Here is a 17,956-nt window from a genome sequence, read left to right on the forward strand (position 1 = left end):
GGCATGGATAAAACACAATTCCCTAAAGGCTACATCCAGCCTTTAGGGAATTGTGTTTAACACCCGGACCCTTTCCTTCATTTGTTTAAACAGCGGGTAACTTATCAGGATTCATCGTCATATAAATTTCCTTAATTTTAGCATTATAAATGTAAAAACTCATTATGCTCTGAAGTTTACCATTCATATAAATCACGATTGCTGGCTGATTATTGACATTTTTAATCATAATATTGAAGTCTTCCGGTACATTTTTTGTGATTCCGTATAATAAAGCCAAAACATTAGTGCGGGACACGATTGGCCGGACAGCTGCCTTGACGATTCCGCCGCCATCAGAGTATAGCGTGACATTTTCAGAGATAAGATGTATTAAGGCATCAGTGTTTTGTGTTTGAAATGCTTGGATAAAGTGATTAACAATGGACTTATTGTCCTCATAGTTTAAACTTTCACCCTCTATTCGTGAGGTTTTTTGCTTAGCGCGGCTGAGAATTTTCCGGCAGTTTTCCTCTTTCTTTCCAATAATTGCAGCGATCTCCGAATAGGGGAATTCAAAAACCTCTCTTAAAAGGAGGACAGCTCGTTCATCTGGTGCTAAATGCTCCATCATTCGTAAAAAGGCAATACTTAACCCTTCCTTTTGCAGCAGCATGTAGGAAGGATCGGTGTTCTCGAGGAGCAAAGGTACAGGATTCCATGGCCCTGTATATTGTTGCCGTCTGTGACGTGCTGACTTTAGTTCATCAAGACATCGGTTAGTCACTATTTTGCAGAGGTAAGCTCTCTTATTATCTATCTTCTGTTCATCCATTTGATATGCTTTTAAAAAGGTTTCTTGCACAATGTCTTCTGCATCCGCAGCCGAACCTAACATACGGTAGGCTATTGAAAACATTAAGGGCTTAAATTGCCGATAATCTTCATTACTGATTTGCACGGAATCCACTCTTTTCCTTTTTAATAATTTCCTCCGCTGCTAGTTTTCCGCTGCTGGCTGCCCCCTCTGACAAAATGGAGTGTGGAGAAGTCCAGTCTCCGGCTATATATAATCCGGGAATTATACTGCTGGAATTCTGCAGCATTTGTTCATCACCCAATTGAGGTAAGCGCTGGTTAACTGTAATTTGTGGCATGTAACGACTGGTGATTTCGTATTTTTCCCATCCTGGCTGCATCTTTTCTAAAAAAAGTTCAAGCTCATTCTTTACCTTTGTTCCATCTAAAGTATCATCAGGGTGGTGATATCTAAATACATGCATAACTGAACTTCCCGGATCATCGGAGAGGCGGGCATAATTTGAATGAACGGAGAAATAAATCGGGTCTGTCAGGCTCATGGCAAACAATTTTTTGGGTTCTGGAAGCTGTGTTAAAGCAACATCAAACGCCGCTCCCTGTACAGGAGTAATTTTGGCAAAAGAGGGGCGGGAGAAAGCAGATTCTTCACCTAACATGTGATGGAGTTCATGAGGGCCAGTTGTACATAATATATATTTCGCGGAAATTTCCTCATCCCCAGATAGAACTAATGAAAAACCACCTTGTTCGATGGGATTAATGTCCTTGACGCTCTTATGTGTTTGCACCTGCACACCGGAGATTACGGCTTTATTGTGGAGCTGATCTATGATTGTCTGCCAGCCGTTATCTACATAAAGTACACCGCTCATGACCGTTTTTAAATGTGATACGATAATTTTTGCGCTAGCTTCAGGAGCATGGCAATAGGCCGCAAGCCTGCCTAATGTATAGAGCAGTGATTGAATGTTTGCTGAATGCGAGGTTTGCTCAACCCACTGTTTGAATGTCAGCTGTGCCAGGTTTTCCGTATCAGTTGTCATCAATTTCATCAAAGCCTTAGCCCATTCAATACGTTCTTTCCAGTTTAATAGACTTGTTGCAAGTATGCCTAAAGGAGTAAATGGTGCCGTATATTCCCGATTGTCTTTGACTATAATGCCGCCTAATTTAGGTGACCTTCCAGAGATCTGTATATTTAATTCTTCGAGTATCGACATGGCTTTTCCTTTTTTATATAGCGCATGTGGGCCTAAGTTGAAATATTGCTGACGTATTTGATCGGTCCTGGCCCTTCCGCCGGCTTTTTTACCTTTTTCAATTAATAATATGGATAAATTGTTTCCCGCTAAATAATTAGCCGCCACCAAACCTGCCAGGCCGCCGCCAATAATAACAACATCCCATTTTTCAGCCATAAGATAACCTCCATTTGTTATTTCATAACGTATGACGATGAAGAGGAAATGTATGTGACAAAGCTTCATGAAATATTAGCGTAAATTAAATATGACAATGCAAAGACTAACTATAAATATTTGATATAGAGTGGCTGTATGACCAGTAGCTGAGAATGATATGAACAAGGAATAGCGCTAATCTCCATAGAATATACCTGTATTATCGTTCAAAGGAGGGCTGCTGTTGATTTTACTGATGATTGGAATATCGGCTGTGCTTTTGATTGGGATTGGATGCATACATGTCTACTGGGCGTTCGGTGGCAAATTGGGCGGTAATAATGTTCTGCCTCAAGGTAAAACAAGGGGGCGGCAGCCAGTGTTTGCTCCCGGTAAAATGGCGACGCTTGTTGTTGCGTTTCTTGTATTTTCTTCAGCATTGCTTCTTATCCTGCAAGGGGGACTATTTCCTGTGGTTCAGCCGAACTTTATAATTAAGTGGGGATGCTGGACATGTATCGCCGTTTTCGGTCTGAGAGTGGTTGGGGATCTCAAGTACTTCGGTCTGTTTAAAAAGGAATGGGATTCGCAGTTCTCCTATTACGATACTTATTTATTTACACCACTTTGCATATGGTTTTGTTTCATTTTTTATGCAGCCATTCAAATGAAATAGGAAAGCACCCCCGATATTTTGAGGGTGCTTTCCTGTTCTATCAATTTATTAAACAATCAAGCTAAGAAGTAAAGTGAATCCCAGCCCGCATACAGAAATAATGGATTCAAGCAGTGTCCAGGTAGCAAATGTCTCTTTCATGCTTAAACCGAAGTACTCCTTGAACATCCAGAAACCTGCGTCATTTACGTGTGAAGCAATCAGGCTTCCAGCTCCAGTTGCAAGCACAACCAGTGCAAGGTTGACGTCAGAATGTCCTAACAGCGGAATGACCAGTCCTGCAGTCGTAAGGGCTGCAACAGTTGCAGATCCGAGGGAAATACGCAGGATCGCTGCAATCAGCCATGCAAGCAGGATAGGTGACAGGGAGCTATGTTCAAATATCTTGGCAACATAGTTTCCGACTCCCCCGTCAATCAATACCTGTTTGAAAACGCCGCCACCTCCGATAATCAGAAGCATCATTCCAATTTGGGTGATGGCTGTTGTACAGGAATCCATGACCTTGCTGATCGGAATCTTTCTGCCGATTCCCATTGTGTAGACTGCTACTAAAAGGGAAATCAGCATGGCAGGTGATGCGTCTCCAATGAAACGGATGGCAACAAGGAGGTGATTGTCTGCAGCTCCTGTTGTTTTTTGAATCAAAGTAATGATTGTCGCAACGGACATTAAGATAACTGGAAGCAAGGCAGTGAATACACTGATGCCGAATCCTGGTGTTTCTTCAAGCTTAAATGTTTTTTGTTCTCCTAGTGAAGCAATGCTGCCGGTTTTCTTGAAAGACTCTGGCACGAGTTTTTTAGCAAGCTTCGTGAAAACAGGTCCAGCAAGAATCACGGTTGGTATAGCTATAATAAATCCATAAAGAAGTACTTCTCCAAGGTTTGCTCCATATTCGCCTGCAATCGCTGTTGGTCCAGGATGAGGCGGAAGGAAGCCGTGTGTAACAGATAGTGCAGCAGCCATCGGAATGCCAAGGAACAGGATGGATACTTTCAATTCTCTTGAAATCGCAAATACAATTGGAATCAATAGGACTAAACCTACTTCAAAGAACAAAGCAATACCGATAATGAAAGAAGCGATTACGATTGCCCATTGAATATTCTTTTCTCCAAATTTGTTAACGAGAGTCATAGCGATCCGCTGTGCGCCGCCTGAGTCAGCAATCAGCTTGCCGAGCATGGCTCCCAGGCCGAAAATCAGTGCTAAGTGGCCGAGAGTGGCGCCGAGTCCGGTTTCAACGGTTTTTACAATATTTTCTACAGGTATCCCGAGTGCTAAAGCCACTCCGAATGATACGATGATCAGTGAAACAAATGTATTGAGCTTTAAGCCCATAATTAACAGCAGCAATGCTAGAATACCAGCTGCAACAATGATTAATGGCATGATAATTTCTCCTTATAAGTTAAATTTATTTGGCAATTGATTTAAACACGGTTGTTTGGAATCGGTTTCAATGGTATGTGCGTTAAGCCTGTTCACCCTGGCCAGCACCTTTAGCCAAGAGCTGCTGAGACATCCACAGGTCTTCGACTTTTCCTTGAACATCATCAAAATTCTGGTGCAGGGACTGAATCATTAAGTTTCTTTCTTTTGTTTTAATGGCATCAATATATAGCTCATGATTTTTAAGAATTCTTTGAAAGTCATCGTATTTCTCCTTGAAACGCACTCGCATGGATAAGAGAATTAAGCTTTCCATAACAGGCTTCAAGTTATTCCAGATCATCAGAATATAGGAATGATTGATAAAACGTATAATGGTTTCGTGAAAGATGACATCCTGGCAGGAAAAATCATCTGCATCGCCATATTTGACGGCAACTTTCATCATTTCCAATATTTTGCTGAGATCTTTTACTAAATCACCGGTATCTGCTTTTACGATTCGTTCAAATACAAACGACTCGATCATCAGCCTGACATCATAAATTTCCTCTATGTGCTTATCTGTTAAACCAGTGACTGATGCACCCATTCTCTTTAAGTGGACCATGTTTTCAGATGCCAGAATTTTTAATGCATCACGGACGGGAGACCGGCTTACAGAAAAGTCTGCAGCAATTTTATTTTCAGATAGTATGGTACCGCTTTCAATCATCCCTGAAATAATCGATATTCTTAGCTCACTTGCGATTCTCTCGCCGGCTGAAGCCTTTAAAAGCCACTTTTCAGGATATAAAAACTCCTCTTTGGCCATGAACTCCCTCCCTTTAATTTTTCGAAGTATACTTGTATACAAGTAGTATAACGGGTATTTCAAATTATGCAAGCGCTTTTAATAAAAAAATAGTTCTTTTGGCTTGCAAATCTTTTAAGGTGAGAGATGATGTGAGAATAATAGAGTCATCTTTATATGCATCATGCAAAAAAGGCCACTTTCAAAGCGGCCTTTTTAGCGTTATGTCAGGTAATCGATACGTCAATATGCTGAAAACTCTCTGCATCAAACAGGCCGGTGTCGGTTAACTTTAATGCCGGAATGACAGGCAGGGTTAAGAATGTAAGGGTAAGGAAAGGATTAAATGCCCCAGCAAAGCCTAATTGCGATAAAGCAGATTTTAGCAGATTCAGTTCCGCGTTTACTGATTGGTAGTCTTTATCGGACATTAATCCCGCGATTGCCAATGGGATGGAGGCGAGTATATCTCCATTCTTGATAATGGCTAGTCCGCCATTTAATTCTTTTAAGACCCGTACTGCTGTTAAAAGGTCGCTGTCATTGGTGCCTGCTGCAACTATATTGTGGGAGTCATGGGCAATGGTTGTCGCGATGGCTCCGCCTTTTAGCCCAAATCCTTTCACGATGCCTTTTCCAATATTCCCTGAATATTTGTGCCGTTCTATCACTAATATCTTCAGCTGGTCCTCATCACCAGAGGGAGAAAAGCAGCCATTCTTTACATGGACGGTTTCTATTCGCTTATTGGTTCTCAGCTGATTGGGGATGATTTCAATGATGTTCGCTCTGCCAGTCTTCCCGATTGGGATTTGGATATCCTTTTCCTCTATGTGAGGGATATGGACGGTAGCAGTGAGCTGAGATAGCGGTTTTTCCTTTACAATGGACTCCCCGGTATATTTTCCATCTTTCGCAACAAGCTTTCCGGATTTAAATACTTCCGAAATCGCAATGGACTCCAGTTCATCCAACAATAAGAAATCTGCTTCAAAGCCTGGAGCGATTGCCCCTTTTTTAGACAAACCGTAGCATTCGGCAGCATTTAATGAGCCCATCTGGATCGCTGTTAGCGGAGAAAGGCCGCATTGGATGGCTAAACGGATATTATGGTCAATGCTGCCTTCTTGCATCAAATCATCCAAATGCTTATCATCCGTGCAAAATAAACAGCGGCGAGCATTATGGATATTCACTGCTTTAATGAGCGACTTTAAATCCTTTGCAACAGATCCTTCGCGAATCAATAGATACATGCCGCGCCTTAACCGCTCTAACGCCTCAGAAGTTGTACTGCATTCATGGTCGGTGCTGACCCCGGCTGCCCTGTATATATTAATTGCATTGGTATCCAATCCTGCCAGGTGGCCATCTATCTGATTTCGGTGCTTCAATGCAGCCGCAATTTTATCCATCATGGCATCCTCTGTATTAGCTAAAGAAGGGTAGTCCATAATCTCTGCCAATCCCAGCACCCTTTTATGGGCATAAAAAGGTTCCAGGTCCTCTGCTTTCAGCACGGCTCCTGAGTTCTCAAAGGGAGTGGCAGGTACACAGGAAGGGAGCATGAAAAATGTATCCAGTGGAAGGCCGCTGGAGTTTTCAATCATAAAGCGTATGCCCTCACTTCCCGATACATTAGCAATCTCATGGGGGTCGGCGACAACGGCTGTAACCCCATGGGGAAGCAGGACCTTGGCGAACTCAGCAGGGCTCACCATGGAGGATTCGATATGAACATGCCCATCAATGAATGCAGGGCAGACATACCGGTTTTTTGCATCGATAATTTGCTTTCCTTCAAACTCTCCAATGCCAACAAACATACCCTCTGAAATAGTAAGATCAGCTTCGATTATTTCAAGGTTGAAAACATCAATAATCCGTCCATTCTTAATCACAATATCTGCAGGTGTCTGTTTGCCGGCGGAGGCTATTTGTTTTCTTAATGTTGTTTTTTCAGCTGTCATTTTCATCTCTCCCTAAAAAAAATAAACCCTAGATTTATCTAAGGTTTAACATGGAGAAGGAAAAATAGAGTCATAGCAAAAAAAGAGTGCTAAAACTTAGATCCTTCTCGTAGTCAAACCATTTACGGCGGTTTGGTAGAAACTTTTGGACCCTATCTCCAATATTATACGAGTGGACTATATACATTTTTTTGTTGGAATTTTATTATTTTACATTCTAACTATCATCAGCAGAGAGGTCAATGGTTATGGGGAATTTTAAAAATTCTGCCAACTAGCTTAGAAGAAGGTAACTAAGGTTTATATAAAGCTAAAGTGGGTAAGGAAAATATGGTAAAATTAAACATTAGAAATATATATTTCTAAATTAATGATCAGATATGGGAGGTAACTATATGAAATTATTAAACAGGAAATCTAAAAAAACTATCGTGATCTCGGCGATTGCAGCATGCAGTCTTTTTGCTGGTTCAATGGGAGCTGGAGCAGAAAGCAGCGCTGCAGCAAGTAAAACAGGGCAAGCTCAGCTATATGCCAGTTCAGTAAAAGCAACTGCAACTGTATCGAAAAAGGGTGTCATGTCATTTCCGAAAAGATTCAGCAAAAAAAATGTCATCAACGAGCTGAAGCCAGAAGCAGTCAATCTAATAAAAACCTATGCTTCAACCCTTCAGACAGGGAGTACCAAGAGTTTCAATGCATATGTAGATAAACACATGATGAACAGCACTTCAAAAATATTCGTAGGCGGCCGTGAAGCTACTAAAAAATCCTACAAAACAAGGGTTAGCACAACTAAGAAGTATAATTCAAAGGAAAGAGTGAGCAGTTTTTCAAAAGGTTTGAAAAAAGCAACGGCTTCAAAGCTCAAAGTAGAACAAAAATATATTAAGGATTATTCTGCGCAGATCACATATGAATATAAACCAGCCGGCTCTTACATATCTGCCAAGGTAGCATTTACATTCATTTTGCAGTCAAATGGGAAATATATCATTTCAGCGATTAATTTTTACTGATTTATAGGATCAGCGGATAAATAGTCTCAAAAGCCGGGGAAGCAGGATCCAAAGTCCAGCTTCCTTTTTTCATTTGGGCTTTGTTAAAGTATATGGCTGTTTGCAGTGGAAGAGGCTTAACTTCTTTGGGATTAGAGCTGTAACGAGACCCGCGGTGGTCTCCCCCCGTCATAAACGGGCGGTCAGCAGGCTAGGGTTAGCAGCACCTTATTTTTTCTTTGAGGGACGGATTTATAATTTGTTTAATCATGCCTTTGGATTATGAATGTGTATGATGAATATTCCTTAACATACATCTTTCATAACACAGGGTTTTTAGAATCCCCGGACAAAGAAGATTGATATTCTTATTATGGTTATTAATGCTGGAGAATGGGTTTTTCGCGGAATCATCCTTGTTTGCCTGGCTGTTTCTTTGATGGTAGGGCAGCAGACAGACTGTCAATTCTGCTGCCCCAATCCTTAGTCTGCCAGACTATGCAGGCGCAAAATTTCGTTAAAGATATGAATTCCGGTAAATAGTGAATCAATCTCAAAATGCATATCAGGATGATGCAAACCAGGCTGAAGATTGCACCCTAAACCAATCATTGTGGCTTCTAATTCCGGCATTTTCACTTTATAAAAATGGAAGTCATCACCGCCTGGAGTCACGACAGGGGGAGCTGTTTTTTCAGGTCCCAAAATATGCTGTATGGCCTTGTCTGCAATGTTCTGCGCAGTCTGGCTTGATTCTGCAGCAACTATTCCATGGTCACTGGTAATCTCAATATCTGTTTTATAGATTTCCTGTGCATTATGGATGACATCAAGTACGCGTTTATGGAGTTTTTCCATAAGTTCATTTGTTTGTGCCCTCATATCAATAGCCAGGGAAGCTTTTCCGGGAATAATATTTGTATTCCTTCCTCCAGAAATAAATCGTGTAACCTTCGCGGAATGCGGAATATTGGGATCGAAATACAGAGAATGAATCGCATTCATAATATAGGCGCCAATTTCAATTGCGCTTTGTGTGAGGTGCGGCCTTGCGCCATGGGCATCCTCTCCATGTATTTCAAACTCGATGGAGCGTGTCGCACTGTGCAGAATGGCAGGAGCGGCATAACCGGCCGCAAGCTCCTGTATCGGCCTGAGATGGACTCCATATAAGTAATCCGCATCAGCAACGACGCCCTTTTCAGCCAGTCTCATGGCGCCAGCTCCAACCTCTTCTGCAGGCTGGAAAATAAAACGTACACCTATTTGTTTTTTCAGATGTTCATTATGCTGCAGGCTCCATAAGACACCTAACACAAGTGTCATATGGGCATCATGCCCGCAGGAGTGATTGTTCTGCATTTTACCGTTTACTTCCTGGTACAGGGCATCCATATCTGCCCTGATGGCAATGACCGGACAGTCTCCGCTGAAATTCCCCATGTCTCCAATCACACCTGTACAGTCGTCAAATGTGATTACCCTGTGGCAGCCTGCATCCTTTAAAATGCCTTCAATATATTCGGTGGTTTTCCATTCTTCCCAGCTAAGCTCCGGGTTTTTATGAAGATGGCTGAAAGTTTCATAGATTTTCCTTTTAAATAGTTCCGAAAAAGTCTGCGTTTGTGAATTCAAATGTTTCATCCCTTTCTTTACTTGATGTCATGCTTATTAAGTGGATTAACTCTTTTGAGCGATATGAAGAAGAATTAAATGCATTGGGGAAATGGGTACGGGCCTGTTATCGTGTATGAAAATTATTAGAATTTTAGACAGAGTCTTACAAAAGATAATATTATTAGAATACTATAATTATATATATTAGTGAATGATCTGCTTTGTTTCAATATGAATCAATGGAGAAAACAATTTATTGAAAGTATGGCGGGTGTTATATAGCGACATTGCGCCTGTGGGAATTTTTCAGCCTCATTGAAAAACATCAGGAATTTTCTTACACAATTTTCCTGGAACAAGAAAGTCTAAAATGGGGATTATCTTTTCAAACTGGGGGGTTAATTTGCACAGGCGTCTTTTCTTTGCATGCATTTTCTATTAAATCCAGCTAATTATCCTTGTTCTGTCTAACAAACATTGATAGAATGTGAAATTATATTGAAAATTTTAATTAAATAGTTAACAAGCTATGATTGCTGGGGATCAGACTTTAGCAGGAGCAGTTTCTGGAGAGACCGCACATTATTGCGGCGCCGAAGGGTTCACTATCTCAGGCAAAAAGAACAGAAGTTTAATAAAACGTAAATTTTTTATTTTCTTAAAAGATAATAAAAAAACATTTATTATTCTGCCGTATGAGATTGGAGAACTCCAGTCTCTTTTTTTATTGGCTTTGCAGTGGTGGTTGGAATGGCGTTATAAGGGAGAGCAGCAGGCACGTTTAAAAGAGTTTTCTTAACTAATATGAGCGGGGGAATGCAGCATGGAAGAGCAGGAGTTAAAGAGAGATCTGAAAAATAGGCATGTACAGCTGATTGCGATTGGCGGCACAATCGGGACCGGTTTATTTCTTGGCTCAGGAAAAGCGATACAATTAGCTGGCCCTTCAATCGTACTGGCCTATCTCATCGTAGGGATCGCTTTGTTTTTCGTTATGAGGGCACTGGGAGAACTGCTTCTGTCTAATGCCGGATATCAGTCCTTTACGGATTTTGCCGAAGATTATATCGGCCCGTGGGCTGGCTTTGTGACAGGATGGACCTATTGGTTTTGCTGGATCATGACTGCTATGGCCGACATGATAGCGGTTGGCGTGTATGTACAATACTGGTTTCATATTCCGCAGTGGGTTCCTGCTGTCGTCTGTTTAGTCATTTTATTGGGGCTTAATCTGCTGACTGTTAAACTGTTTGGAGAATTGGAGTTTTGGTTTGCCTTAATCAAGGTGATTACCATTCTTGCTTTAATAATTATCGGGATCGTTTTGCTTTTTATTGGGTTCAAAACAGATGCAGGAACGGTTTCTGCAGGAAATCTGTGGAATTTTGGCGGGATATTTCCGCATGGGATATCCGGATTCCTGCTTTCGTTTCAGATGGCAGTGTTTGCGTTTGTGGGGGTCGAGTTAATTGGTGTTTCTGCAGCAGAAACAGCAGATCCTAAAAAGAATATTCCGTCAGCCATAAACAAAATTCCGCTGAGAATTCTCTTTTTCTATGTGGGTGCATTAATAATACTTTTATGCATTAATCCGTGGAACCAATTGTCTGCAGACAATAGCCCTTTTGTAAAAACGTTCAGTTTAGTGGGCATTCCCGTTGCCGCCGGAATCATTAATTTCGTGGTATTAACCTCCGCTGCCTCGGCCTTTAACAGCGGATTGTTTTCAACGAGCAGGATTTTATATAATTTAAGCCGGCATAACGCCGGGCCTGCTAAACTGGCTAAATTGAATAAAAACCATGTCCCCGGCCGTGCTCTATATACATCAGCGGCTGTTCTCTCCATTGGGGCCCTTTTGAGCAAGCTCATACCTGGCGAGGCCTTTGGCATTGTGACAACCATTAGTGCCATCTGTTTCATTTGGGTATGGAGCATCATTTTGATTTCTCATATAAGGTACAGCAGAAAACGTCCGGATTTAAGAAAGAAATCAAGCTTTAAAGCACCCCTTACTCCTTTTATTAACTACGCTGTTCTACTATTGTTTATTTGCATTCTAATCATTATGCTGTTTGCTGAAGCAACCCGCTTGCCTGTATTGCTGACGCCTTTATGGTTTGCGTTCTTAATTATCGTGTATTTATCTAGAGCAGCTGGCAAAAAGTAACCCGGGGAGATGGCACACTCCCAAAAGAAAAAGCTGAACCAAAAGGAGTTCTTTCCTATTGGTTCAGCTTTTTTGCAGGTTGCACTGAAATTATAAAAACTTCTCTTATGGCTTTTCTTATGGATAAGCCTGATCGTTTCAAATTTTTTTATGGCGGCTGGGGAGGGAATCCAGCCGGAAAAACGGGTAATGGCAGACCATACAGCCGGAAAATGAGCGCCTGAATAGTAATCAACAGGCAAGGACAAAGCCTTAAATAAAAGAATTTTCTACAAAAGCTAAATAAACTGGTTAATCGCGGGTATAACACTAAGGGAAGATGAGCCATTTTTTTATTAGTTTATTGTGAATAGTGTAAGAGGAGGAAGTATTATGAAATGGAAAGGGAGACGAGAAAGCTCCAACGTTGAGGATAGAAGAGGGATGGGCGGCAAAACGCTTGTTGGAGGCGGTATTGGCGGAATTGTCATTTTGCTTCTTGTGACTTTGCTTGGGGGAAATCCGAGTGATCTTTTAAATGGCATGATGAATGCTCCAGAATCAGGGACAAATGCACCTTATGAGGAAAGTGCACAGGAGAAGGAGCTTTCACAGTTTGTATCTGTAGTTCTCGCAGATACAGAGGATGTCTGGACAGATGTATTTAAGAAAGAAGGCCTAACCTACAAAAAACCGACGCTTGTTCTGTATTCCGGAAGTGTAGACTCTGCTTGCGGCACAGCAGGATCAGCGGTAGGACCTTTTTATTGTCCGGGTGACCAGAAGCTGTATATTGATTTGAGCTTTTATGAGGAATTGAAGCAGAAGTTCAAGGCTCCAGGCGATTTTGCCATGGCCTATGTAATTGCCCACGAGGTGGGCCATCATGTACAGACACTGCTCGGGACAACAGAAAAGGAAATGCCAAATAGGCAGCAGGTGAGCCAAAATGAATATAATAAGTATTCAGTCAGGCTTGAACTGCAGGCAGATTATCTGGCCGGTGTCTGGGCCAGCCATGCAAAGGATATGAATTTGCTGGAAAAGGGCGATCTTGAAGAAGCATTAAATGCAGCGAATGCGGTCGGTGATGATAATATTCAAAAAAAGGCTCAAGGCTATGCGGTGCCGGAGAGCTTTACACACGGAACATCCGAACAAAGGAAGCGCTGGTTTAATAAAGGCTTCCAATCTGGCACGATAGAAGGCGGAGATACGTTTTCTGCTAAAAACCTTTGACGCATGAAAAAAGCTGTCCCGAAAAGGCTGAAATGAGACCTTTTTAGGACAGCTTTTTTTATTATGGGTGAATATACTTTTCGGCATTTTGAGATTCACTATGCCGTGTAACGGAGAAGATGGAACAAAGCAAAGCGATTAAAACAAAAATGGCCCCGACCCAGGCATTATATATAATCGAGGTATGTTCAATAACAATGCCTCCGATGAATGATCCCAGCGCAATGCCGAGATGGCTGGCGGTCGTGTTCAAGCTTAACAGGATGTCTGAATTATGCGGTGCCATTTGGATAATAAAATTGTTTTGGGCAGGCGAAATTGCCCAGCTCAAAGCGCTCCATAAGATAATGACTGCGGTGAACAGATATATGGGCCACTCGACACTAAACGGAATCAAGAGCATCATCACGAAGAATAAAGTAATGATGGTTAAAATCGATTTCTTTGATCCCCACTTATCAGAGCTGAAGCCCCCGATTCCGCCTCCCGCGACAGCCGCCAGTCCAAAGACAAGATACATAGCTGTGACCATTGCTGTATTAAGATGCAGGGCGGTACGCAAGAATGGAGTTAAATAGGCATACAAAGTCAGGTGTCCGGCTAATAAAAACCCTGATGAAAACTGGGTTGCGACAATTTTACCTTCTTTTAATGAACGAAGCTGCACGCGCAGGGAGATGACTGGAGGCGGTGCGGCCTTTTCAAGCATGGCCTGGACACCAATCATGATGACTGCAGTCAGCAAGGCAATAAGAATGAAAACCGCACGCCAGCCATAAGCATTACCCACTAAAATGCCAATCGGTATTCCTAGAACAAGGGAAGCGCTGATTCCCATGAAAATGGTGCCGATTGCCCGGCCTTTGAATTCCGGTGCTACCATGCGTGATGCCATTGTGGTTGAAAGGACCACTAAAAATGACCCGCTCATGGCAGCCAAAATCCGCCCTGTAAAGAGCATTCCGTAATTGACACTAAAGGCAGACAGGATATTGCTGAGAAAAAAGGCAAATAAAGTCCATAAATATGTTTTCTTCCGTTCAAATTTAGCTGTTGCATTTAAAAGGATGGGAGCGGATAGAGCAAAGAAAACCGAATAAATCGTAATAAGATTGCCCGCTGTACTTACAGAAATCCCTAAGTCCTTCGAAATGATATCTAAAATTCCGCCGATAATGAGCTCCACTGTTCCGATTACGAAGCACGAAACGGCTAGAATATAAATTTTTGGATTCACACTATGTCCTCCTTTAAAAAGTTACTACAGGAATAGTAACCTTTTTTAACTGTAATAACAAGAGGAAAATAAAAAAGAAGCAAAACGCTCTTAAAGAGAACATTTTGCTTCTTAATTTACATTCTCAGTAACGCAAACGGGTCAAAAGTTTCTTTGTCACTTCGTCATGGACAAGCTGGTCATGGAAACGCTCGGTAATGGTCGTTAGAGCCGCATCATGATAAAAGAAATCTGTAAAAAACTTAACAAAAGGCTGGCTCATGGTTTTGATGGCCTTCCATTGATCGTGTTCAATACCAGCAAAGACGGCATCCTGCTGATCAATTACAAGCAGGTGGGATTTCTCCAGCCGCTCATGCTCATCTAATGGCACAAGCGTATGAACTCGGGATAAGGAGGTTTCAATATTCCCGATCGTGAGAATTTCGACCTCGAGACCTTCTCGTTCCTTTTTCTCCAGGATAGGGAGATAAGGAACCAGATTTTCACTCCAGGATGACATGAGAATAGAGGTATGCGCCTGCTGGAGCATCGTTTCAATTTGAGCGAAAATTGTAGAGCGGGCCTTTAAGCTCCAAACACGGTCATCTGTATAAGAAGGCTGGATTTTCTTCTGCTTTAGCGATTCAACACTTTGTTCAAACTCATAGGTTAATTTTTTTATCACTGTTTCAAGCGGGACAGCGTAATACAGCTTCTTCTTTTCAGAAACGGTATTCATGATCAGTCCTTTATCAATCATTCGATTCAGCACTTCATATACCTTAGCCTTTGGCACCTGTGAATGTGTGACAATGGCGGTTGCATCCATAGATTCCTGACTGGACAAAAGAGTTTCATATACTTGGCTTTCATATTGGGAATAGCCGAATTTCTGTAACATATTGCCTCCTAAACAAAAATGGGACCTTTTTCTATTATCTAGGTATTATACTATCAGAATTCAGAAACAAGAAATATCTGCTGTGAAGGCAGCGTGAAAAGGAACCAGGTTGACTTAAAAGGATATTTCAATTATTATATGTTTAAATGTTTGAACATACGAACTCATATAATAGATGAATGAACTTAATATGAAAAACAACACTTACTACAGGGACAACAAGCGGTTTGGGCTATGATTGTACAATTGTTTGCAAAAAAGATGGATATAATCTGGTTTTAGTCGCAAGAAACAGCCAATGTCGCCAAGTATGTTGCGGGTGAAAAGTAAGGAAATGAAAGGTGGAGGAAAGAATGGAAACCAAAGCTATTGATGTATTCCGGGCATGTATACCGCTATTTAATGCACTGAGTGACCCGGCAAGGCAGGATATCATCCTTTTGCTGGCAGAGAGGGAGCGCTTGAGCGTAAATGAAATTGCTGAGCAGTCCAATTTATCGAGGCCGGCCATTTCACATCATTTAAAAATCATGCGGGACAATCATCTTGTTGAAATTGAGCAAAAAGGCACACAGAGATGCTACTCGCTTTCTTTAGACCAAAGCGTAGCACAGCTGAAGCAGCTGATCAGAATTGTTGAGAGCGAGTGCCTGCTGTAACTAGAGATTGTAATTTCTAAATATTGACACATTCCGGCAGATATGATATTTAATTAGTGAAATGGGTACTTAACTGGCTAATTTATTCTGCCAGAAGGTTTTGAGAGGGGAAGGAAAAAATCAAATGGAAAAAAAGCAATTTAAAGCAGAATCTAAAAGATTGTTAGAAATGATGATTAACTCCATCTATTCAAAACGGGAAGTATTTTTGAGAGAGCTGATTTCAAATGCCAGTGATGCTATCGACAAAATCTATTATCAATCATTAACGGACGATTCCTTAAGCTTCGAACCAGACAGCTATTACATAAAAGTGGCAGCAGATAAGGAAAGCCGCACCCTGAACATTACGGACTTCGGAATCGGCATGACAAGGGAAGAGCTTGAAAACAATCTGGGAATCATTGCGAAAAGCGGATCTTTGGCTTTTAAAAGCGAGAATGAACTGAAGGATGGCCATGATATTATCGGCCAGTTCGGAGTCGGGTTTTATGCAGCCTTTATGGTAGCTGATGTAGTTACCGTGATCAGCAGGGCATTAGGCAGTGATGAGGCTTATAAGTGGGAATCTACAGGCTCTGACGGGTACACGATTGAGGCCTGCGCGAAGGATTCTGTGGGTACAGAAATCATTTTAAATATAAAACAAAATACTGAAGACGAAAACTATGATGAATATCTCGACGAGTACAGATTGAAAGAAATCATTAAAAAATACTCAGACTTCATCCGCTATCCTATCAAAATGGACGTAACAGAAAGCAAGCTTAAAGATGGCAGCGAAAATGAATATGAACAAGTTACGGCAGAGCAGACCATCAACAGCATGGTGCCTATCTGGAAAAAGAATAAAAGTGAGCTGACAGCTGAGGATTATGAAAAATTTTATGCTGAAAAGCACTATGGCTTCGACAAGCCGCTAAAGCATATTCATATCAATGTGGACGGATCGATCCGATATAATGCTATTTTATTCATCCCGGAAAAAACGCCTTATGACTATTACACAAAGGAATATGAAAAAGGGCTCGAGCTATACTCCAATGGCGTCCTGATCATGAGCAAATGCAGCGATCTTCTGCCTGATTATTTCAGCTTTGTGAAGGGAATGGCTGATTCAGAGGACTTATCTCTGAATATTTCAAGGGAAATGCTGCAGCATGACCGGCAGCTGAAGCTGATAGCTAAGAATATCTCAAAGAAAATCAAGAGCGAGCTGCAAAGCATGCTGAAAAATGAAAGAGAAAACTATGAAGAGTTTTATCACTCATTTGGCAGACAGCTGAAATTCGGCATGTACAGTGATTATGGAAGCCACAAAGAAGTTTTGCAGGACCTGGTGATGTTTTACTCATCTTCTCAAAAAAGGCTGGTTACACTGGATGAATATGTATCGCGGATGCCTGAAAATCAAAAGTATATCTATTATGCATCCGGGGAATCTGTTGAAAGAATTGAAAAGCTGCCGCAGACTGAGATGGTATCTGAAAAAGGGTTTGAAATCCTGTATTTTACAGATGATATCGATGAATTTGCAATCCGCATGCTGATGAGCTATAAAGATAAAGAATTCAAGTCTGTATCAAGCGGGGACCTTGGTATTGAAGAGGAAGAAAACCAAAATGATGACAGCGCAAAGGACAACGAAAACAAAGATCTTTTTGATAGTATGAAAAAGATTTTATCCGGAAAAGTGAAGGATGTCAGGGTATCCAAACGGCTGAAGTCACACCCTGTATGCCTTGCTGCTGATGGCGACTTGACCATTGAAATGGAAAAGATTTTAAATGCCATGCCGGATAGCCAAAATGTCAAAGCTGACAAAGTTTTAGAAATCAACATCCATCATGAAGTATTTGCATCCTTGAAGAATGCCTTTGAGTCTGATCAGGATAAACTGATTTTATACACCAATCTGCTGTATAATCAGGCACTTCTGATTGAAGGGCTTCCGATTCAGGATCCGGTGGAATTCACGAATGAAATCTGTAAAATTATGGTCTGAATGCCATCTGAGAAAAAAGCGCGGGATTATCCTGCGTTTTTTTTTTTTTTTTTGGAATACTTAAAAATAAATATTTGAATATTCAGCATATTTTATCGGATGGACTTGATATAATATTTAATGTATAAGCCTTT

The 17,956-nt window shown here is 41.3% G+C and carries 14 protein-coding genes and 2 riboswitches; of the genes, 6 read left to right on the plus strand and 8 right to left on the minus strand.

What is annotated here, in order from left to right; genetic code table 11:
• Positions 1-85 precede the first annotated feature (85 nt).
• Both BM126_RS04800 and BM126_RS04805 read right to left on the minus strand, forming a co-directional pair.
• The gene (locus BM126_RS04800; protein WP_090988470.1) at positions 86-940 is read right to left on the minus strand and encodes an RNA polymerase sigma-70 factor; all 855 of its coding nucleotides are present in this window, start codon (positions 938-940) and stop codon (positions 86-88) included.
• Positions 927-2,219 (minus strand): phytoene desaturase family protein, encoded by a 1,293-nt coding sequence (locus BM126_RS04805; RefSeq protein ID WP_090988471.1) that lies wholly within the window; start codon positions 2,217-2,219, stop codon positions 927-929. Before BM126_RS04805 ends, BM126_RS04800 begins: the two co-directional genes overlap by 14 nt.
• A gap of 226 nt (positions 2,220-2,445) precedes the next feature.
• Here BM126_RS04805 and BM126_RS04810 point away from each other — a divergent pair, with 226 nt between their 5' ends.
• Positions 2,446-2,877 carry a DUF3995 domain-containing protein gene (locus BM126_RS04810; RefSeq protein ID WP_256212977.1) on the plus strand — a complete coding sequence of 144 codons (432 nt, stop codon included), beginning with the start codon at positions 2,446-2,448 and terminating at the stop codon, positions 2,875-2,877.
• 48 nt (positions 2,878-2,925) lie between these two features.
• Here BM126_RS04810 and BM126_RS04815 read toward each other — a convergent pair whose 3' ends face one another.
• The 3 genes from BM126_RS04815 to ade all read right to left on the minus strand — a co-directional run bounded on the left by BM126_RS04815 (position 2,926) and on the right by ade (position 7,035).
• Positions 2,926-4,272, minus strand: a complete 1,347-nt coding sequence (locus BM126_RS04815) for a GntP family permease (RefSeq protein WP_090988472.1) — start codon at positions 4,270-4,272, stop codon at positions 2,926-2,928.
• A gap of 82 nt (positions 4,273-4,354) precedes the next feature.
• Positions 4,355-5,086, minus strand: a complete 732-nt coding sequence (locus tag BM126_RS04820; RefSeq protein ID WP_090988473.1) for a GntR family transcriptional regulator — start codon at positions 5,084-5,086, stop codon at positions 4,355-4,357.
• Positions 5,087-5,292: 206 nt separating this feature from the next.
• A complete protein-coding gene (gene ade, locus BM126_RS04825) occupies positions 5,293-7,035 on the minus strand; it encodes an adenine deaminase (protein ID WP_090988474.1) in 1,743 nt (580 codons plus the stop codon).
• A 90-nt stretch (positions 7,036-7,125) separates the two neighbouring features.
• Positions 7,126-7,227, minus strand: a riboswitch (purine riboswitch).
• A 203-nt stretch (positions 7,228-7,430) separates the two neighbouring features.
• Between ade and BM126_RS04830 the strand changes: the two genes are divergently transcribed.
• Complete coding sequence (locus tag BM126_RS04830) at positions 7,431-8,054, plus strand: hypothetical protein (RefSeq protein WP_090988475.1); 624 nt, start codon at positions 7,431-7,433, stop codon at positions 8,052-8,054.
• Between the two features lie 462 nt (positions 8,055-8,516).
• On the opposite strand, the gene BM126_RS04835 is transcribed toward BM126_RS04830, so the two are convergent.
• Positions 8,517-9,668, minus strand: a complete 1,152-nt coding sequence (locus BM126_RS04835) for an amidohydrolase (protein ID WP_256212978.1) — start codon at positions 9,666-9,668, stop codon at positions 8,517-8,519.
• Between the two features lie 538 nt (positions 9,669-10,206).
• Positions 10,207-10,287, plus strand: a riboswitch (glycine riboswitch).
• Positions 10,288-10,473: 186 nt separating this feature from the next.
• Between BM126_RS04835 and BM126_RS04840 the strand changes: the two genes are divergently transcribed.
• Together BM126_RS04840 and BM126_RS04845 are read left to right on the plus strand one after the other, a co-directional pair.
• Positions 10,474-11,820: an amino acid permease gene (locus tag BM126_RS04840; protein WP_090988477.1), complete on the plus strand. Its 1,347-nt coding sequence runs from the start codon at positions 10,474-10,476 to the stop codon at positions 11,818-11,820.
• Between the two features lie 372 nt (positions 11,821-12,192).
• Positions 12,193-13,038, plus strand: a complete 846-nt coding sequence (locus tag BM126_RS04845) for a KPN_02809 family neutral zinc metallopeptidase (protein WP_090988478.1) — start codon at positions 12,193-12,195, stop codon at positions 13,036-13,038.
• A 61-nt stretch (positions 13,039-13,099) separates the two neighbouring features.
• On the opposite strand, the gene BM126_RS04850 is transcribed toward BM126_RS04845, so the two are convergent.
• Both BM126_RS04850 and BM126_RS04855 read right to left on the minus strand, forming a co-directional pair.
• Entirely contained in the window at positions 13,100-14,275 is a 1,176-nt protein-coding gene (locus BM126_RS04850) for an MFS transporter (RefSeq protein ID WP_090988479.1), read from the minus strand.
• 124 nt (positions 14,276-14,399) lie between these two features.
• The gene (locus BM126_RS04855; RefSeq protein WP_090988480.1) at positions 14,400-15,158 is read right to left on the minus strand and encodes a TrmB family transcriptional regulator; all 759 of its coding nucleotides are present in this window, start codon (positions 15,156-15,158) and stop codon (positions 14,400-14,402) included.
• A 353-nt stretch (positions 15,159-15,511) separates the two neighbouring features.
• Here BM126_RS04855 and BM126_RS04860 point away from each other — a divergent pair, with 353 nt between their 5' ends.
• A complete protein-coding gene (locus BM126_RS04860) occupies positions 15,512-15,817 on the plus strand; it encodes an ArsR/SmtB family transcription factor (RefSeq protein ID WP_090988481.1) in 306 nt (101 codons plus the stop codon).
• Positions 15,818-15,941: 124 nt separating this feature from the next.
• Positions 15,942-17,822: a molecular chaperone HtpG gene (gene htpG / locus BM126_RS04865; protein WP_090988482.1), complete on the plus strand. Its 1,881-nt coding sequence runs from the start codon at positions 15,942-15,944 to the stop codon at positions 17,820-17,822.
• Positions 17,823-17,956: the final 134 nt, after the last annotated feature.

The organism is Bacillus sp. OV322, assembly GCF_900112495.1.
GTDB lineage: Bacteria > Bacillota > Bacilli > Bacillales > DSM-1321 > Peribacillus.